Annotated in this window: 17 protein-coding genes; 7 read left to right on the top strand and 10 right to left on the bottom strand. The window is 67.5% G+C overall.

All coding sequences use genetic code 11. The annotated features are described in order from the left end of the window. Positions 1 to 51 precede the first annotated feature (51 nt). From alaS to NDI86_RS09580, 3 genes are all read left to right on the top strand, one after another. A complete protein-coding gene (alaS, locus tag NDI86_RS09570) occupies positions 52 to 2,838 on the top strand; it encodes an alanine--tRNA ligase (RefSeq protein WP_310900198.1) in 2,787 nt (928 codons plus the stop codon). Between the two features lie 383 nt (positions 2,839 to 3,221). Continuing rightward, the gene (locus tag NDI86_RS09575; protein WP_310900199.1) at positions 3,222 to 3,992 is read left to right on the top strand and encodes an alpha/beta fold hydrolase; all 771 of its coding nucleotides are present in this window, start codon (positions 3,222 to 3,224) and stop codon (positions 3,990 to 3,992) included. An 84-nt stretch (positions 3,993 to 4,076) separates the two neighbouring features. Continuing rightward, entirely contained in the window at positions 4,077 to 4,790 is a 714-nt protein-coding gene (locus NDI86_RS09580; RefSeq protein WP_310900200.1) for a type 1 glutamine amidotransferase, read from the top strand. Positions 4,791 to 4,836: 46 nt separating this feature from the next. Here the strand turns inward: NDI86_RS09580 and NDI86_RS09585 are convergent, their stop codons facing one another. The 3 genes from NDI86_RS09585 to NDI86_RS09595 form a co-directional block, all read right to left on the bottom strand. Beyond that, positions 4,837 to 5,337 (bottom strand): HPP family protein, encoded by a 501-nt coding sequence (locus tag NDI86_RS09585; protein WP_310900201.1) that lies wholly within the window; start codon positions 5,335 to 5,337, stop codon positions 4,837 to 4,839. A 115-nt stretch (positions 5,338 to 5,452) separates the two neighbouring features. Further along, on the bottom strand, positions 5,453 to 5,617 hold the full coding sequence (locus NDI86_RS09590; protein ID WP_310900202.1) for a DUF6757 family protein: 165 nt from the start codon (positions 5,615 to 5,617) through the stop codon (positions 5,453 to 5,455). Between the two features lie 54 nt (positions 5,618 to 5,671). Further along, positions 5,672 to 6,475 (bottom strand): PHP domain-containing protein, encoded by an 804-nt coding sequence (locus NDI86_RS09595; RefSeq protein WP_310900203.1) that lies wholly within the window; start codon positions 6,473 to 6,475, stop codon positions 5,672 to 5,674. Between the two features lie 132 nt (positions 6,476 to 6,607). On the opposite strand from NDI86_RS09595, the gene NDI86_RS09600 reads away from it, so the two are divergent. Beyond that, entirely contained in the window at positions 6,608 to 6,895 is a 288-nt protein-coding gene (locus tag NDI86_RS09600; RefSeq protein WP_310900204.1) for a DUF5789 family protein, read from the top strand. A 54-nt stretch (positions 6,896 to 6,949) separates the two neighbouring features. Here NDI86_RS09600 and NDI86_RS09605 read toward each other — a convergent pair whose 3' ends face one another. The 6 genes from NDI86_RS09605 to NDI86_RS09630 all read right to left on the bottom strand — a co-directional run bounded on the left by NDI86_RS09605 (position 6,950) and on the right by NDI86_RS09630 (position 10,384). Continuing rightward, positions 6,950 to 7,186 carry a ribbon-helix-helix domain-containing protein gene (locus tag NDI86_RS09605; protein ID WP_310900205.1) on the bottom strand — a complete coding sequence of 79 codons (237 nt, stop codon included), beginning with the start codon at positions 7,184 to 7,186 and terminating at the stop codon, positions 6,950 to 6,952. A 51-nt stretch (positions 7,187 to 7,237) separates the two neighbouring features. Then, complete coding sequence (locus NDI86_RS09610; protein ID WP_310900206.1) at positions 7,238 to 7,645, bottom strand: DUF8057 family protein; 408 nt, start codon at positions 7,643 to 7,645, stop codon at positions 7,238 to 7,240. Next, complete coding sequence (locus NDI86_RS09615) at positions 7,642 to 8,328, bottom strand: RAD55 family ATPase (RefSeq protein WP_310900207.1); 687 nt, start codon at positions 8,326 to 8,328, stop codon at positions 7,642 to 7,644. Before NDI86_RS09615 ends, NDI86_RS09610 begins: the two co-directional genes overlap by 4 nt. Before the next feature lie 87 nt (positions 8,329 to 8,415). Continuing rightward, on the bottom strand, positions 8,416 to 9,120 hold the full coding sequence (locus NDI86_RS09620) for an Nmad3 family putative nucleotide modification protein (RefSeq protein WP_310900208.1): 705 nt from the start codon (positions 9,118 to 9,120) through the stop codon (positions 8,416 to 8,418). A 30-nt stretch (positions 9,121 to 9,150) separates the two neighbouring features. Further along, positions 9,151 to 9,399, bottom strand: a complete 249-nt coding sequence (locus NDI86_RS09625) for a DUF7577 domain-containing protein (protein ID WP_310900209.1) — start codon at positions 9,397 to 9,399, stop codon at positions 9,151 to 9,153. A gap of 82 nt (positions 9,400 to 9,481) precedes the next feature. Beyond that, positions 9,482 to 10,384, bottom strand: a complete 903-nt coding sequence (locus NDI86_RS09630; protein ID WP_310900210.1) for an acyltransferase — start codon at positions 10,382 to 10,384, stop codon at positions 9,482 to 9,484. Positions 10,385 to 10,527: 143 nt separating this feature from the next. Here NDI86_RS09630 and NDI86_RS09635 point away from each other — a divergent pair, with 143 nt between their 5' ends. Next, positions 10,528 to 11,538, top strand: a complete 1,011-nt coding sequence (locus NDI86_RS09635) for a CPBP family intramembrane glutamic endopeptidase (protein WP_310900211.1) — start codon at positions 10,528 to 10,530, stop codon at positions 11,536 to 11,538. 71 nt (positions 11,539 to 11,609) lie between these two features. Next, positions 11,610 to 12,662: an aldo/keto reductase gene (locus NDI86_RS09640; protein ID WP_310900212.1), complete on the top strand. Its 1,053-nt coding sequence runs from the start codon at positions 11,610 to 11,612 to the stop codon at positions 12,660 to 12,662. A 329-nt stretch (positions 12,663 to 12,991) separates the two neighbouring features. Here NDI86_RS09640 and radA read toward each other — a convergent pair whose 3' ends face one another. Next, positions 12,992 to 14,041: a DNA repair and recombination protein RadA gene (gene radA / locus NDI86_RS09645; RefSeq protein WP_310900213.1), complete on the bottom strand. Its 1,050-nt coding sequence runs from the start codon at positions 14,039 to 14,041 to the stop codon at positions 12,992 to 12,994. 566 nt (positions 14,042 to 14,607) lie between these two features. Here radA and NDI86_RS09650 point away from each other — a divergent pair. Then, positions 14,608 to 17,340 carry an integrin alpha gene (locus NDI86_RS09650; RefSeq protein WP_310900214.1) on the top strand — a complete coding sequence of 911 codons (2,733 nt, stop codon included), beginning with the start codon at positions 14,608 to 14,610 and terminating at the stop codon, positions 17,338 to 17,340. Positions 17,341 to 17,371 lie beyond the last annotated feature (31 nt).

Below are 17,371 nucleotides of genomic sequence, written 5' to 3' on the forward strand. Positions count from 1 at the left end.
TGCTGACCCCTTCGGAACTGTTTTACCCGCTGCTGGGCCAACAGTACGCCAATGAGCGATCTCGACGAGGCCTACCAACTCGACTACTTCGACGCGGCGGGATTTCACCGCCAGGAGTGTGACGAGTGTGGTGATATGTTCTGGTCGCGGGCCGAGCGCGACACCTGCGGCGAACCCCCGTGTGCGGAGTACGAGTTCATCGACGACCCCGGATTCGACGAGGAGTACGCCCTCGGGGAGATGCGCGAGGTGTTCCTCTCTTTCTTCGAGGACCGTGACCACACGCGCATCGACCCGTACCCGGTCGCGGCCAACCGCTGGCGCGACGACGTCCTCCTGACGCAGGCGTCCATCTACGACTTCCAGCCGCTGGTCACGTCGGGGACCACGCCGCCGCCCGCGAACCCCCTCTGTATCTCCCAGCCCTGCATCCGGATGCAGGACATCGACAACGTGGGCAAGACGGGGCGGCACACGATGGCCTTCGAGATGATGGCCCACCACGCGTTCAACGCGAAAGAAGACATCGAGGACCCCGAGGAGTACGCCTACCAGGGCGAGGTGTACTGGAAAGACGAGACGGTACAGTACTGTGTCGAACTGTTCGAGGAACTGGGCGCCGACGTCGACGAACTCACGCTCATCGAGGACCCGTGGGTCGGCGGGGGCAACGCCGGGCCCGCCTTCGAGGTCATCTACAAGGGCGCCGAGCTGGCGACGCTCGTGTTCATGTCCCTGGAGCAAGACCCCGACGGCGAGTACGAGATGAAAGACGGGAACCGCTACTCGGAGATGGACACCTACATCGTCGACACCGGCTACGGGCTGGAGCGGTGGACCTGGGTCTCCCAGGGCACGCCGACGGTGTACGAGGCGGTCTACCCCGACATGATAGCGTTCCTCAAGGACAACGCCGGCATCGAACTCACCGACGAGGAGGCGGCCATCGTCCACAACGCAGCGAAGCTGGCGGGTCGGATGGACATCGACGAGGCCGAGGACATCGAGACGGAGCGGGGCACCATCGCCGAACAGGTCGGGGTGGACGAGGACGAACTGCGCGAACTCGTCGCGCCGCTGGAGGAGATTTACGCCATCGCGGACCACTCGCGGACCCTCGCCTACATGCTCGGGGACGGTATCGTCCCGTCGAACGTCGGCACGGGCTATCTCGCGCGGATGGTCCTGCGGCGCACGAAGCGCCTCGTGGATAGCGTCGGCGTGGACGCCCCGCTGGACGAACTCGTCGACATGCAGGCCGACCGGCTGGGCTACGAGAACCGCGACACCATCCGGGACATCGTCCGCACCGAGGTCGAGAAGTACCGCGAGACCCTCGACAGGGGCGGTCGCCGGGTGCGCCAGCTAGCAGAGGACTACGCCGAGAAAGGCGAGCCCATCCCGACCGCGGAACTGGTCGAGCTGTACGACTCCCACGGCATCCAGCCGGACATGGTCGAGGAGATAGCCGACGAGCGCGGGGTGAGCGTGGACGTGCCCGACGACTTCTACGCCGTCGTCGCGGACCGCCACGGCGGGGAGACGGGCGCCGAGGGCGAGGACGACGGCGTGCCCTACGCCGACCGGCTGGCCGAACTGCCCGACACCGACCGGCTCTACTACGAGGACCAGCAGCGCATGGAGTTCGAAGCCGTCGTGCTGGAGGTGTTCGACCGCGACGACGACCGCTTCGACGTCGTCCTCGACCAGACGATGTTCTACCCCGAGGGCGGTGGCCAGCCGCCGGACTACGGCCACCTGGCGACCGACGACGTCACCGTCGAGGTCTCCGACGTGCAACGGCACGACGGCGTCGTCCTCCACACCACCGAGGCGGACCCCGGCAAGGGCGAGTTCGTCCGCGGGCAGGTCGACGCCACCCGGCGCAAGCGGCTGATGCAACACCACACGGCGACCCACATCGTCGTCCACGCCGCCCGGCAGGTGCTTGGCGAACACGTCCGCCAGGCCGGCGCACAGAAGGGCGTCGACTCCTCGCGCATCGACGTGCGCCACTACGACTCGGTCTCCCGCGAGCAGGTCAAGGAGATAGAGTCGCTCGCAAACGACCTCGTCCAGGACAACGTCCCGGTCACCCAGCAGTGGCCCGACCGCAACGAGGCCGAGGCGAAACACGGCTTCGACCTCTATCAGGGCGGTATCCCCGCCGGCGAGCAGATTCGCCTCATCCAGGTCGCCGACGACATCCAGGCCTGTGGCGGTACCCACGTCGCCCGCACCGGCGACATCGGCATCATCAAGCTCCTGAACACGGAGCGGGTCCAGGACGGCGTCATCCGCCTGACCTTCGCCGCGGGCGACGCCGCCATCGAGGCCACCCACCGCACCGAGGACGCGCTCTACGAGGCCGCCGACACCCTCGACGTCGCGCCCGAGGACGTGCCCGAGACCGCCGCGCGGTTCTTCGACGAGTGGAAGGCCCGCGGCAAGGAGATAGAGGAACTGAAAGAGCAACTCGCCGAGGCCCGCGCGTCCGGCGGCGCCGACGTCGAGGAGGTCGACGTGGCCGGGACGACCGCCGTCGTCCAGCGCATCGACGCCGACATGGACGAACTGCGCGCACAGGCCAACGCCGTCGTCGAACAGGGCCAGATAGCCGTGCTTGGCTCCGGGGCCGCCGGCGCGCAGTTCGTCGTCGCCGTGCCCGAGGGCGTCGACGTCGACGCCGGGGAGGTCGTCGGCGAACTCGCCGGCCGCGTCGGCGGCGGCGGTGGCGGTCCGGCCGACTTCGCCCAGGGCGGCGGGCCGGATTCGGAGAAGCTAGACGACGCGCTCGACGAGGCCGACGAGATTCTCCAGTCGGTGGCCAACGTCTAGAAACGTCGGGCCGTGTGGTTTTGAGAGGAGATGGCAGAAGCAGCGAACAGCCAGAAAGCCCCCCGCCCGTAGCCGGTTGCCCAGCCGGCAGGGAGACTGAAAGGGGCGGCTGCGTGGCGGGCGACGCAAGCACCCACTGGAGCGCAGCGAGCTCGTTCGAAAAGCTTCGATTTTCGTGATGACGAAAGACGCGACGCGTCTTTCGAACCACCCCCGAGTGTAGCCAGGGCGAGAGCGAAGCTCTCGCGGGCAATCGGAAGCTTCGCTTCCGATGACAGCCGGGGCTTTCGGGCTGGTTGCGATACACCGGTCGCTGGCACCGACCGAGGCGGCTAGCCTCGAATCGAAACACCCACCCAGCCACCAGCAGTAACAGTGACTAGATGCCGACAACGAGCAACCGAGGGGCCACGCTGCACTACGAGACGACGGGCGAGGGGCCCACCGTGGTCTTCGTCAGCGACGTGGGCTACGGCGCGTGGCTGTGGGGCTGGCACCACGACGCCGTGGCGGGGCCCTACGAGGCGCTGGTGTGGGACCTGCGGGGGACCGGCGAGTCGGACGCGCCGGCAGGCCCCTATTCGGTCGGGACCCTCGCCGCCGACCTGGAGGCCGTCCTGGCCGACCACGGCGTCGGTAGCGCCCACCTCGTCGGCGCGGGGCTGGGCGGGATGGTCGCATTGCGGTACGCCCACGAGTACAGTCGGGCGCGGACGCTGACGCTGTACAACACGGCGGCCTCGGGCGAGGCCGTCGACGCCGATGCGCTCGACGCACTCGCGCTCGACAACGGGCCCGAGGCGTCCCTGTCGGGCGCGTTCTCCTCGCAATTCCGGGAGCGAGCCACCGACCTCGTCTCCCGCATCACCGAGTGGCGCGAGCGCGAGGACGCCACCGGCGGCGCGTTCGCGGCACAGGCTGGCGCTATGACCGACTTCGAAGCGCCGCCGCTGTACGAGGTGACCGTCCCCACAGAGGTCTACTACGGCCTCTCAGACCCCGCGGTGCCGACCGACGCGGCCGAAGCGCTGGCGCGGGACCTGCCCCGGGGGACGGGCGAGGCCGTCGAGGGTCGCCACTGTTCGTTCGTCGAGCACGCCACCGCGGTGACGGACCGACTGGTGGCGTTCCTGGACGAGCACGCGGACGACTGAACTGCGACCGCCGGCGTCGCCGACGGTGGCAGATATGCCCGTCGAAACGTGGCCTTTTAGTGCTCGAACTGCTGGATACACCCAATGAGTCTGCGTATCGCCCTGCTGAACGCGGCCCACGACGGCGAGGACAACCGCCGGAACTTCCGGCGGGAACTCGACGCCGACCTCGTGGAGTACGACGTCACCGACCGGGTTCTGCCCGACGACTTCGCGTTCGACGGCTGTCTCGTCACCGGCTCGCGGGCCTCCGTCTACTGGGACGAGCCCTGGATTGCCGACCTGGAAGCGTGGGTCGGCGACGCCGTCGACGAGGGGCTGCCCTTCCTCGGCGTCTGTTTCGGTCACCAGTTGCTCGCGCACGCGCTGGGCGGGACGGTCGCGCCGATGGACGACTACGAAATCGGCTACCGGACCGTCGAACACGACGGGGCGAACCCGCTACTCGACGGGGTCGAGGAGTCCTTTACTGTCTTCACCACCCACTCGGACCACGTCGCCGAACTGCCGCCGGGCGCGACGCAGTTCGCCCGGAACGACTACGGCGTCCACGGCTTCCGGAAGGGAGACGTCTTCGCGGTGCAGTTCCACCCCGAGTACGACCCCGAGACCGCCGAGGACGTGGCCTCGGGCAAGGACCTGCCCGACGAGCGCATCGAGCGCGTCCTCGACGGTATCACCGAGGCGAACTACCGGGCGGCCTGTGAGGCCAAACAGCTGTTCGACAACTTCACCGACTACGTCCGCACGCAACGCGTCGCCGCCGGCGGGACCGAACAGGTCGCGAGCGACGACTAGCCGAGGCGGCCCTACGCTCTAGACGCCCCTGGGCCGGCGAATCGCGTCAGTTCGGGACAGTCGGCAGTACACCGAGGCGGTCGAGGAGCGTCTGTTCCGCGACCAGCACCGCCACCGCCAGGAGGATAATCGCGCCCTGGAGCGGCGTCGAGAGGATGCCCAGGCCGACGATGAGCGTCGTCGCACAGGCCGGCGCGTGGCCGGTGTCGGTGACGGTCATCCCCGCCGTGGTGAGCGCCACGGCGACGACGCCGCTGACGGCCAGTCGCAGACCGGCGGGCGTGGCCGCGCCCATCGACGCCGTGATGCCGACCTGGCCGGCGACGGCGTGATAGGCGACGAGGCCGGCGAGGACGCCGATAGCGTGCCCGCCGAGCACCCGGCGGGCCGCCGACGCCCGGGCCGAGGGCTGCGCGGCGAAGAGGTAGGCCGTCGGGCCGAGGCTCGGGAAGAGGAAGGGGAGGCCGCTGAGCCAGACCATCGCGCCAAGCGCCGCCAGCAGGGCGCCGGCGTGGCTCGCCCGCCGGGACCAGGAACCATCGGACACTGTGGCCGAAGGTCCCCCTCGTCGGACAAAGGTGTACCGTTCGACGGCGGGCAGTTCGAGGGGCCGAGAACGGACGGGTGGGCCGGTATCTCGGAGAGAAGTGGACGAACGGACGCTACTCTCGCCGGTCGATGTCGAGTTCTTCCTCGAGGTCGTCGAGCCAGTCGGCGTCTTCGAGTTCGGCCATCTGCTCGCGGAAGTGCGTCTTGCAGACGCCGACCTTGACCCCGTCGCTGTCGACGGCGATATCCGCGTCACGGTCGCAGTAGTGACACTGCATACCCGACGGTTTGGCCCGTGGGGCATTGAACCCTCGGATTCCGTCTGCCGGCCGTCAGACGGAGTGTCGTCCCGCGGGTCCGTCTCGGGCGATAGCGTCGCGGACCCGCTCCCAGGCGTCCCCGTCGAGGCCCGCGACGCCGAGTCGGTCGCCGTGGGCGTCGCTGCCGCCCGTGGGCACCAGGTCGTCCCGCTCGATGGCGTCGTCGAGCCGGGCGGTGTCGACGGCGCGGCCGTAGGGGTACCACCGCTCGACGGCGTCTACGTCCCCACAGCGGGCCAGCGCGGCCTCGGTGTCCCGGTACCGAAAGGGGTGAGCCAGCCCGACCAGCCCGCAGGCGTCGGCGAGCAGTTCGCGGCCCCGGTCGAAGGCGGGGACCTCCCGGGGGACGTAACAGGGACAGTCGGCGCCGATGAGGTCGTCGAACGCGCCCTGGAAGCTGTAGTCGGTCACGTCGGCGACGGCCCGGGCGATGTGGGGCCGGCCCAGGCCCGCGCGCGGTTCGACCGGCAGCGAGACGCCCAGGCGGTCCTCGACGCAGTCGATGATGGCCCGGCCCCGCTCGCGGCGATTGCGCTGGATGCGGTCACACTCCGCGACGAGCGCGTCGGTGGGCTCGACGCCGTAGCCGAGCAGGTCCAGGCGCTGCTCGCCGGCGTCGACGCGCAGTTCGATGCCGTGGACCACCGTCACGCCGTCGAGCGTCGTCACCGGGCCGTCCAGAGCGGGCTGGAGCCGGTCGTGGTCGGTGACCGCGACGACGTCGACCCCGGCGTCGCCGGCCGCCGCCGGGAGGGCCTCGAGGGTGAGCGAGCCGTCCGAGCGCGTCGTGTGTACGTGGAGGTCCGCGACGACCATACCGGACCCTCGACGCCGACCGCCAAGCCAGTTGCTCCCCGGGTCGTGTCACCACTACCCAATTAATGCAATTAAGGAATATTATCATTATAAACCATGAAGTTTATAACCGATGGGCCGCTCCCCTGTGGTATGACGATGTGGACAGACGCGGAGGAGGCGTTCAAGGCACAGCAGTACCCCATGACAACCGAGGAACTCATCGAGGCCGAGGGCGACCTCACCCTGGAGTTGCCAAACGGCACCGAGACGCTGGGCGACGCGCTGGCTCGCTCGGCGCCGGAGACGTTCCAGACGGCCGAAGACGCCCGGTTGACGGCCTACGCCTGCGTCTCGGGCAAGGCCATCGGCCGGAAGGGCTACTCGGACCGGGACCCGGTCTGCATGGGCGAGGACGGCCCCGAAGAAGTCTCGTTCTAGCGACCCGCGGCCCCAGCTACACCTTTTTCGTGCGCGACGACCGACCAGCGACGCCTAGAAGCCGTAGTCGTCGTCCATCTGGGCGGGGTCCTGCTGCTCGGCCGCGGTCTGACCGAACATGTCGTCGTCGACCGGCGACTCCGTCTCTTCGGTGGTGACGTTGTACGCCGAGATACCGCGTTTCAGCAGGTCTTCGACGGCCTGGTCGCGGTTGAGGAACTCCCCCTGGTCGACGAGGCGCTGGATGTCGGAGTCGACCTGGTCGGGCAGCGACAGTTTGATTCGGCTCATATGGGCCGGCTTATCTTGTCGAGTATATAATACTGTTGCCGACGGCGGGCGCTATCTATCGAGAAAGTCCGGCCGGTCGACCGCCTCGGTGCTGTCGACGTCCTGGCGGTCGAGCAGTTCACCGGAGTCGAGCGCGTCGGGGAGGCTGTCGCGGCCGTCGGGGACGTCGCCCGGGTCGACCGTCCGCACCTCGCCCTCGACCAGTTCGGCCCAGACGGCGTCGGCGTCGTCGCTGTCGGGGTCCGTGGCGGCCTTGGCCTCGTTGCGGCCCTCCTCGTAGGCGAGTTCGACCATGCTGCGGTGGTACGCCGAATCCATCTCGCCGTAGATTGCCTCCAGTTCCTCACGGTTGGACTCGCCGAGCCGTTCGGCGACGCCGATGGCGTAGGCCCGCGTCGTCGCCTCGTCCTTGTCCATGGCGTCCCACCCGGTGTCGAACTCCCGCTCGTAGCGGCTCATGAGTCGATTTTCTCGTCGGCGTGGACCTGCAGGCCGTGGTCGCTGAAGGATATCTTCCGGATGTCACAGTCGATGGCGGTGCCGCGCATCTTGATGACCTGGACGCCCCGCGTCATACTCCCGCCCTCCAGGAAGTTGTGGAAGAAGATGACGCCGTGAGCGAGGTAGTGTTCGTCGCTGTAGGAGGAGGGGTCGGTCATCTCCGAGATCAGGAGCGTCGTCGTGTCGGTCTGTTTCAGCGCCGAGAGAAAGCCCGTTATCTCGCTGTCGACGTCGTTCATGAAGTGCTGGAGCAGCATCGTCGAGTCGATGACTACCCGCTGGATATCGTTCTGTTCGATGTAGGAGACCAGCCGGTTTGTCAGGCCACCCTCGGTCCCGAACTGGGTGATGGTCCGTTTGCCGCTCTCGGTGACGAGGTTGAGAAACTGGACGGCGTCGGACTGCATCGCCCGGTCGAAGCCAAAGTCGTAGCCCGCCATGTCCTGCATCAGTTCCGTCTTGGTCTCGTGCATCGTCACGTAGAGACAGGTCTCGCCCTCCTTGGCGCCCTGTGTCATGAACTGCGAGCAGAAGGTGGTCTTCCCGCTGCCCGGCGGACCGCTGACGACGTACAGCCGGTCGGGGAGCAACCCGCCCTGGACGAGTTCGTCGAATCCGTTGACCCCCGTAGAGATTCGCATAGTCCCAGCATCCACGTGTCTGGACATATGTGTTGGTGTCACGTTTTCACGGGTGATAACACTCCCGGCCCGAATACCACGACTGAGTCACCGGACGGCGGCGCCCGGGTCGTCGTCCACGAGGGCGAGGAGCGTCTCCGTCCCGTCGGCGTCGAAGCGCATCGGCCGGCGCCACCACGGCCCCTTCCCCGAGTCCGAGGACCGCTCCGTCACGAGCCAGTTGGCGTCGGTGCCGCCGGTGGGCGCCGACAGCGGGACCACGGTGTCGTACAGCCGCGACTCGTCGGGGGCGCCCAGCAGCAGGACGCGGGCGTCGAAGTCGGCCCGCTTGACGTGGGCGTTCGAGCCGAAAACGGCCCGTTCGTCGGCCGACAGCGCGCGATACTCGTCGCCGGTGACGGGGTCGCGGGCCAGCCTGAAGTGGCCGATAACGTGGGCGCCCCACCGCGGCGGCGCCCAGCTCGGGTCCCCGGTCGTCGAGAGGGTCGCGTAGAAAAACAGGTAGTCGCCGGCAGCGAGTTCGGAGAGCGGCCCGGCCTTGACGCCGTGTTCGTCGCCGTAGGTGTAGCGCTGCCCGCCGACCTCGGGGAACTCGGGGTCGAAGTGCACGGGGCGGTCGGCGACGCCGCTGACGTCCGTCTGCAGGTCGAGGTCGGCGTAGGTCGGCACCGGCTCGGCGGTGGGTTTGGCCTCGGGAATCGGGACGTACTCGAAGGAACCGTCGGGAAAGAGCGGCCCGCGAAAGCCGGGCTCGTTGGTGTTCGCGCCGACGTTGATGGCGATAGCCCGCATAGTCGAGCGTCGCCGCTGTCGAGTAAAGGGCTACCGGAGACTCTCCGCACAGGCGCCACAGTAGCGAATCATGCGCTGGGACTCGTTGACGGCGCCACAGTGCCGGCAGGCGACGGTGTCTCCCGACTCGGTGACGACGCGTCGGCCGCCGTCGGGCCGCGCCGCGCTCCCCCTGGCCGGCTCCGTCGACGCCGTCTGTCCGCTGAAATGCCGGTAGAGCAGTACCTGTAACAGCCCGAACCCGAGGACGTACGCCGCGAGCCACACCCAGGGTTGCATACGCACTGCTGGGCGAGAATACTACTTTGGTGTTCCCCCGCCGTTCTCAGGAGTGATATTCGGATGGGCGGCGAGCCGGCGCTCAGCGGTCCGGCGGCGAGAGGTCGCGCTGGAACTCGTCGAAGACGGTGATGTCGTCGGGGACGGCGACGTCGAGCTGGCGCTCGGCGCGGCGGTCGGTGTTCGCATCCGCCAGTGGCTCGGCGACGGACTCCCAGCCGTCCTTGACAGCGATGGACTTGGCGGGCGTCCCGGCCGCGATGTGGTGAGCGGGGATGTCCGCCCCGGCGATGGATTTCGCCGCGAGGATGGCGTTCTCGCCGACCCGGACCCCGGCGCGGACCATCGAGTCGTAGGTCAGGCGCACGTCGTCCTCGACGATGGTGTGGTAGTTGTCGACGTGTGTCTGGTCGACCACGTCGTGGTCGTGGCTGTAGATGTGGGTATCGTCGGAGATAGAGACGCGGTCCCCGATGGTGAGCTTCCCGCGGTCGTCTAAGTGGACGTCGTCGTGGACGACGACGTTGTCGCCGATTTCGATGTTGTGACCGTAGGTAAAGGAGATGTTCTTGAAGAACCGGCAGCCCTCGCCACACGACTCGAAGAGGTGGTCGGCGAGCATCCGCCGGAATCGCAGCGCGAACTCGACGTTGTCGGCCATCGGCGTCGCGTCGAACTGCCGCCAGAGCCACTGGAGGTGTTTCGAGCGTTTGAACCGCTCCTCGTCTTTCTCGGCGTAGTACTCGCTCTCCAGGGTGGTGTTGCAGGGGTCGTACCCCTGGAGTCGGACGCGTTCGGCGGGCGAGACGTCCTCGCCGTCCTGCCAGCGCTCGTAGGCGTCCCGGTCGCCGTGGAGGTCGATGAGCACGTCGGTGACCACGTCACAGGTGTCCTCCTCGCCCGAGAGTCGCTCGTCGACCTCGTCGATAAAGGCCCGGAGTCCCTCCTCGGCGAGCGGCGGCAGCGACACGTGGCGCTTCGTCATGTCATGAACCTGGCCCCGAAGGGGGATAGTGGTTTCCGTTACGTCCCCATCAGCCGGTGACGTGGATGTCACCACCCCCGGCGGCGGGTCAGCTGTCGGCCCCGAGCAGGTGATATAAACCGCCGCCGACCCTCCCCACCGTCATGGCCAGGTCGGACTTCATCATGGAGGTGCGCGGCTACCTCGTCAACCCCGCCGAGAAGCGGCTCCGGGCGCCGTGGCGGATCGGTCTCTGGATTCTCCTCGCCGGCTTCGGGTCGGTCGTGCTCACACTGCTTTTCACCGTCGTCCCCGCGCCGACCGGCGAGACGGGGCTGGCGGCGGCGGTGTACGCACTGGCCGAACTCGGCTGGGGCTTTCTCGCGATGGGCGTGGCCGGGCTCGGCTTTGGCTATCTGCTGGACCGGCGGACGATGGCCGACTTCGGGCTGGGACTGGACGCCCAGTGGTGGCGTGACGCCGGCTTCGGCGTCGCGCTCGGGCTCGGGCTCCCGACGGTCGTGCTGGCGGTGGAACTCGCCGTCGGCTGGACCGCCGTCACCGCCGTCCTCCCCGCGACCACGGGCGGGACCTTCGGCCTCGGCTCGACGGGCGCCGTCGTCGGTCTCGCGCTCCTGATCCCGTTCTTCGTCGTGCAGGCCACCGTCGAAGAGATTCTCGTCCGTGGCTACCTCCTGACGAACCTCGCGGAGGGCGCGGCCGGCGCCGTCGGCAAGACGGTCTCGACCGTCGCCGCCACCGTCCTGACCGGCGCGCTCTTTGGCGTCCTCCACTGGACCAACCCCAGCGCCACGCTGCTGTCGGTGACGAACATCACGCTGTATGGCTTCTTACTCGGGGCCTGCTACGTGCTCACCGACCGCCTCGGCGTCGCCTGTGGCTTCCACGTCGCCTGGAACTACACCCTCTCGCTGTGGGACTTCCCCGTCAGCGGGCTCGACACGGGCATCGCCCTCGTCGGAACCGAGTCCACGGGACCCGAACTGATAACCGGTGGCGCCTTCGGCCCCGAGGGTGGACTCATCGCCCTCCCGCTGCTAGCGCTTGGCGCCGGCGCGCTCTACTGGTGGGTCCGCCGGGAGTACGGCCGCGTCGAGATTCTGGACAGTATCGCGGTGCCGGACCTCCGGATTGCCACGCGTGGCGGGGAGTAACGGCAGTCGGACCGGCCGTTTTCGACGGGCGAACCACGACCGATAAGTGTGGACCGCCCTAACACGCCCCCATGAAGTACGATACGCTCGGGAACACGGGAATCGAGGTCTCCGAAGTCGGCTTCGGTGCCTGGGTCGTCGGGACGGACTGGTGGGGCGACCGCACGCGCGAGCAGGCAATCGACATGGTCCAGCACGCGGTCGACCGCGACGTCACCTTCTTCGACACCGGCGACGTCTACGGCCACGGCGACAGCGAGGAACTCGTCGGCGAGGCCCTGGCCGAAGTGCGCGAGGAAGTGACCGTCTCCACGAAGGTCGGCTACGACTTCTACAACAACCCGCAGGCGGGCCACGGCGAACTGCCGAAGAAGGTCACGCCCGAGTGGGTTCGCACGGCACTGGACCGCTCGCTCGACAGGTTGGGGATGGACCACGTCGAGCTGTTGATGCTCCACAACGCCAACGTCGACGAGGTCACCCCCGACGTGCTGGAGACGCTGGACGAGCTCCGGGAGGAGGGCAAAGTGGAGGCCATCGGCTGGGCGCTCGGTCCCTCCATCGGCTGGCTGGCCGACGGCGACGCCGCCGTCGAGAACGAGTTCGACGTGGTCCAGACTGTCTTCAACCTCTTCGAGCAGACACCGGGCCAGCACTTCATCGACACCATCCGCGAGCGCGACGCCGACACCTCCGTCGTCGCCCGCGTCCCCCACTCCTCGGGCCTGCTGAACGAGCAGGTCACGCCCGAGACGGAGTTCGAGGCCGACGACCACCGCGCCCACCGGCCGACCGAGTGGTACGAGACCGGCTTCGAGAAGCTGGAGACCCTCCGCTTCCTGGAACGCGACGGCGAGCGAACCATGGGCCAGGCCGCCATCCAGTGGCTGCTCGCCCACGACGAGGTGGCGTCGGTCACCCCGACGTTCCGCACGACCGACGACATCGAGGAGTGGGCCGGCGCGCCCGACACGCCAGCGCTCTCGGACACGGAGTACGACCGCGTCCAGTCGCTGTACCACGACGACTTCGGTATCGAGCGCGACGACGGGATGGACGCGCTGCGCTCGTCGGTCGGCGGTGACGACCTGGACGAGACCGGGATGCAATCCGCGGGCGATTAACCGCGAGTCCGGGCCGCACCTCCAGTCGAGGACGTGGCCCCGCCGTTCGTCGCCGTATCCAATCGCCGTCGTGTGATTTTTGCCCGCAACCCCCTCGTTTCGACAGGAGATGTATCGCCGTCTTGCGGTTCGTCCCCGTGTGAAACACTTTCACTCCGGTGCGTCAGACGCCCGAAAGACGCCCGAGGGCGCCGGGTTCCACGTGAAACGAGGGGGTTCGGGTCGTGGGGACACGACACAGGCGGGGCCGTCGACGGCACTGTGCGGTCGCTCGGCATCGGACCGCCACTCAAAAGGGAAACCGACCGCGAGCGCCACGTCCGGGCGCGTTACTCGTTCATCAGGCCGCCTTCCTCGACGCGCATGACGCCCTCGCCGTCGGGGAGGTTCGGCGCGTCGACGAGCTTGACGATGCGCTTGTTCCCCTTGGACTTGCGGAGGTAGATGCGGAACGTGGAGGTGTGGCCGAGGATGTTCCCGCCGATGGGCTGGGTCGGGTCGCCGAAGAAGGAGTCGGGGTTAGAGGCGACTTGGTTCGTCACGAGGACGGCGGTGTTGTTGAGGTCGCCAACGCGCATCAGGTCGTGGAGGTGCTTGTTGAGCTTCTGCTGGCGCTCGGCGAGTTCGCCCCGGCCGACGTACTCGGCGCGGAAGTGCGCGGTCAGGGAGTCCACCGCGAGCAGGCGAACCGGGAACTCCTCGTCCTGGCTCTCGCTGGCTATCTCCTGGGCCTTCTCGGCGAGCAGAATCTGGTGGTTGGAGTTGAACGCCTTCGCGACGTGGATCTTATCGAGCACGGACTCGACCAGCGCGTCGACCAGCGCCTCGTCGGTCGCGTCGGCTGGCTCGTCCTCAGCGACGATGCCGTGCAGTTCCATCGTGTCTTCCAGCACCTCGTCGGGGTGGCCCTTGACCATCTGCTCGATACGCTCGGGGCGGAAGGTGTCCTCGGAGTCGATGAAGATGGCGCTCCCTTCGAGGCCGCCGTGTTCGGCGGGCAGCTGGACGTTGACGGCCAGCTGGTGGGTCACCTGGGACTTCCCGGCGCCGAACTCGCCGTACACCTCGGTGATAGACTGGGTCTCGACGCCGCCGCCCAGGAGTTCGTCGACCTCGTCGACGCCCCAGGAGAGCTTGCCGATCTGTTCCCGGCGCTCCAGTACCGTGGCGCCCGTCTCGAACCCGCCGATGTCGGCGGCGTCGCGGGCGGCGTTGATGATGTCGGCCGCGGACGACTCGCCGATGTCGGCGGTGTTCGAAAGCTCGCCCGGGGAGGCGACGGCGATTCCCTGGTAGGAGTCGAACCCGTTCTCTTTGAGCTTCTCTGCTGTTGCTGGCCCCACACCCGGCAGGTCTTCGAGGTCCTCGCTTGCGGACATGGACGTGGCTTGCGCCCGACGGGATATAAACCCCCGTTAACAGCGTAGTGAAAGTGAAACTGACAGCGGGCGGCGGGACGAGTCGGCAGGGTATCGGGAGGTTTAGAAGCGAAGGGGCGACGGTGGCGGTCCGCGGGTTCCGACGACGAATTCGGACCGGGGGGCCGCGCCAATGGCGATAGGAGTCCGGCCGGACCAGTGGTCGGTAAGCGTTGCCAAAGCGGTCGCGTTCCCGGAAATCGCGTCTTACCGACGACAGAACACCGCACAGAGTGTCCCAGATTGTGCGGATTAACTGCTTACAGGCCGCCCGCGGCGAGGGCTACCGCGCGGTAGGTTCGTAGTGTGGCGTCGTAGGGTAGCGTTGCGCTCGAACACCGTAGAATACGGGTATTACCCGGTATTACTTCTGGATAACAATGTCCGCCGTCGCTATCTGAACGCGTATGAGGACAAAGGCTCGGCTACTGAGCCACACAAAGACGTATCGATGGCACGTAATCGCAGTCGTGCTCGCACTGACAGCGAGCGCAGTCGGCGCCGGGATTGTAAGCGGTACCACAAGTGTGGACACGGAGACGACAGCATCGTGGGAACAAGACAGGGCAGGGTTCTCCGGGACGGCCGGCCTCGGGGACGCGGACGCGACGTACACCGGCGTGGCAGCCAACGACACGGCCGGCTACGCCGTCGCCGACGCGGGCGACGTGAACGGTGACGGCGTCGATGACATCATCATCGGCGCGCCGATGGAGAACGCCAGCGGCGAGAGCGCCGGCGCGGCGTACATCGTCTTCGGGCCGGCGGACGCGGAGACGGTCAGTCTCTCGGACGCCGACGTCGTGCTCCGTGGCGAGCACGACGGCGACGCCGCCGGCTACGCCGTCTCGACGGCCGGGGACGTGAACGGCGACGGCATCGACGACGTCATCGTCGGCGCGCCGGGCTACGACGGGCCGGCCGGGACGGACACCGGCGCGGCCTACGTGGTGTACGGCAACGAGTCGCTGCCGAGTGAGACGAGTCTCGCAGCGGCCGACAGCACGCTGCTCGGCAGCGATGCAGGTGACGAAGCCGGGTATTCGGTCGCGGACGTGAACGATTCGACGGCGGGCAACAGCGTGCTCGTGGGCGCGCCGTTCCGCGACCAGGACGGCGACGAGACCGGCGCCGCCTACCGCCTCGACGGCGAGACGCTCGCCGACACGGCCGACCTCGAATCGGACGCCGACGCCAGGTTCGTCGGGGAGGCCGACGGTGACCGGGCCGGCTGGGCCGTCTCGACGGCCGGCGACGTCGACGCCGATGGCGTCGAGGATATCATCGTCGGCGCGCCCGGGCGCAACGCGAACACGAGGCCCGACGCCGGCGCGGCCTACGTCGTCAGCAGCGACGCGGAGGGGCACGTCTCGCTGGCGGACGCGACGAGCACGTTCACCGGCGTCGCGGCGGGCGACCGGGCCGGCAGCGCCGTCTCCGACGCCGGTGACTTCAACACCGACACCGTCGCCGACATCGTCATCGGTGCGCCGCACAACGACTCCGCCGGCGAGGACGCGGGCGCCGCGTACGTCGTCTACGGTTCGAGCGACCTCGACGAGGAGCGGAGCCTCGCCGACGCCGACGTGCGGCTCCACGGTGAAGCCGCCGGGGACCGCGCCGGAACGTCGGTCTCGGCGGCTGGCTCGGGCGACGTGACCTGTGACGACAACGACGACATCCTCGTCGGTGCCCCCCACAACGACACCGGGGGCGAGGACGCCGGTGCCACCTACCTCGTCGCCGGTGGCAAGAAACAGCCACACAAGCTTGGGCTCGCCGACGCGCAGGCGAAGTTCGTCGGTGAGCACGCGGGCGACAAGGCCGGACGCGCCGTCTCGGAGGCGGGCGACCTCGACCACGACGGCGTGAAGGACATCCTCATCGGCGCGCCGTTCGCGGGTGAGCACGACTCGGGAGCAGCGTATCTCCTCTTCAGTGACTGCAAAGACAAGAAGGAGAAGCCCCCGGAGAAACCGACCCAAAAAGAGACTGAGACGCCAAAGACGGTAGAGGCGCAGGAGACGCCCGAAGAGACTCCGACGGCTACCCAGACCCAAACGGAAACTGAGACCCAGACGGGAACGGAAACGCAGACCCAAACCGAGACTGAAACTGAGACCCAGACGGAAACGGAAACGCAGACCCAAACCGAGACTGAGACCGAGACGGTAACGGAAACTGAAACCGAGACTGAAACGGAAACTGAGACAGAGACCGAGACTGAAACGGAAACGCAGACCCAGACGGAAACGGAAACGCAGACCCAGACGGAAACGGAAACGCAGACCCAGACGGAAACGGAAACGCAGACCCAGACGGAAACGGAAACGCAGACCCAAACCGAGACTGAAACTGAGACCCAGACGGAAACCGAAACGCAGACCCAAACCGAGACTGAAACTGAGACCCAGACGGAAACCGAAACGCAGACCCAAACCGAGACCGAGACGGAAACGGAAACTGAGACAGAGACCGAGACTGAAACGGAAACCGAGACTGAAACGGAAACGGAAACTGAGACAGAGACCGAGACTGAAACGGAAACCGAGACTGAAACGGAAACGGAAACTGAGACAGAGACCGAGACTGAAACGGAAACGCAGACCCAAACGGAAACCGAGACGGTAACGGAAACTGAGACCGAGACTGAAACGGAAACTGAGACTGAGACTGAGACTGAGACTGAAACTGAGACTCGGACGGAAACGGAAACGCAGACCCAAACGGAAACCGAGACGGTAACGGAAACTGAGACCGAGACGGTAACGGAAACTCAGGACCGACGGCCAGCGATAAGCTTCGTCCTGCTCTGTTCGACAGACCCGGACGCGCCGACGGATGTCGGCGGAATGGGCTCCGGAGACTGCCCCGTGGGCGAGCCGTTCGTCCGCTGGGAGTGGATCGGCAGCACGTTCGCCGTTGCAGACGGAGAAAGCCCCGAAGGGACGATGATGATGGCGACGGAATTCAAGGAGCCGGGCGAACCGGTCGCGGCCGAGTGGGAGTCGAGCATCTACAACGTGTCGAGTGCTGTCGTCGGCGCCGGTAGCGAGACCTGTACCTTCACCTACACCCCACCGGCCACGGCCGGCTCTGTCGAGACGTGTGACACCACCGCGGGGAACGCGAATCTCGCCCAGCCGAGCGGCGGCAGTATCGGCGGCTTGTCGGGAGCACTACCGTCTCCGCTCGCGCCGCTCGCCTTGCTGACGGCCCTGTCGGGAGCGCTCATCCTGCAGCCCCGGATACGGGGGTAACCACGCCGGGACACCCGTCCCACCGGCGGCC

The organism is Haloarcula onubensis, from assembly GCF_031624605.1.
In the GTDB taxonomy this organism is placed as follows: domain Archaea; phylum Halobacteriota; class Halobacteria; order Halobacteriales; family Haloarculaceae; genus Haloarcula; species Haloarcula onubensis.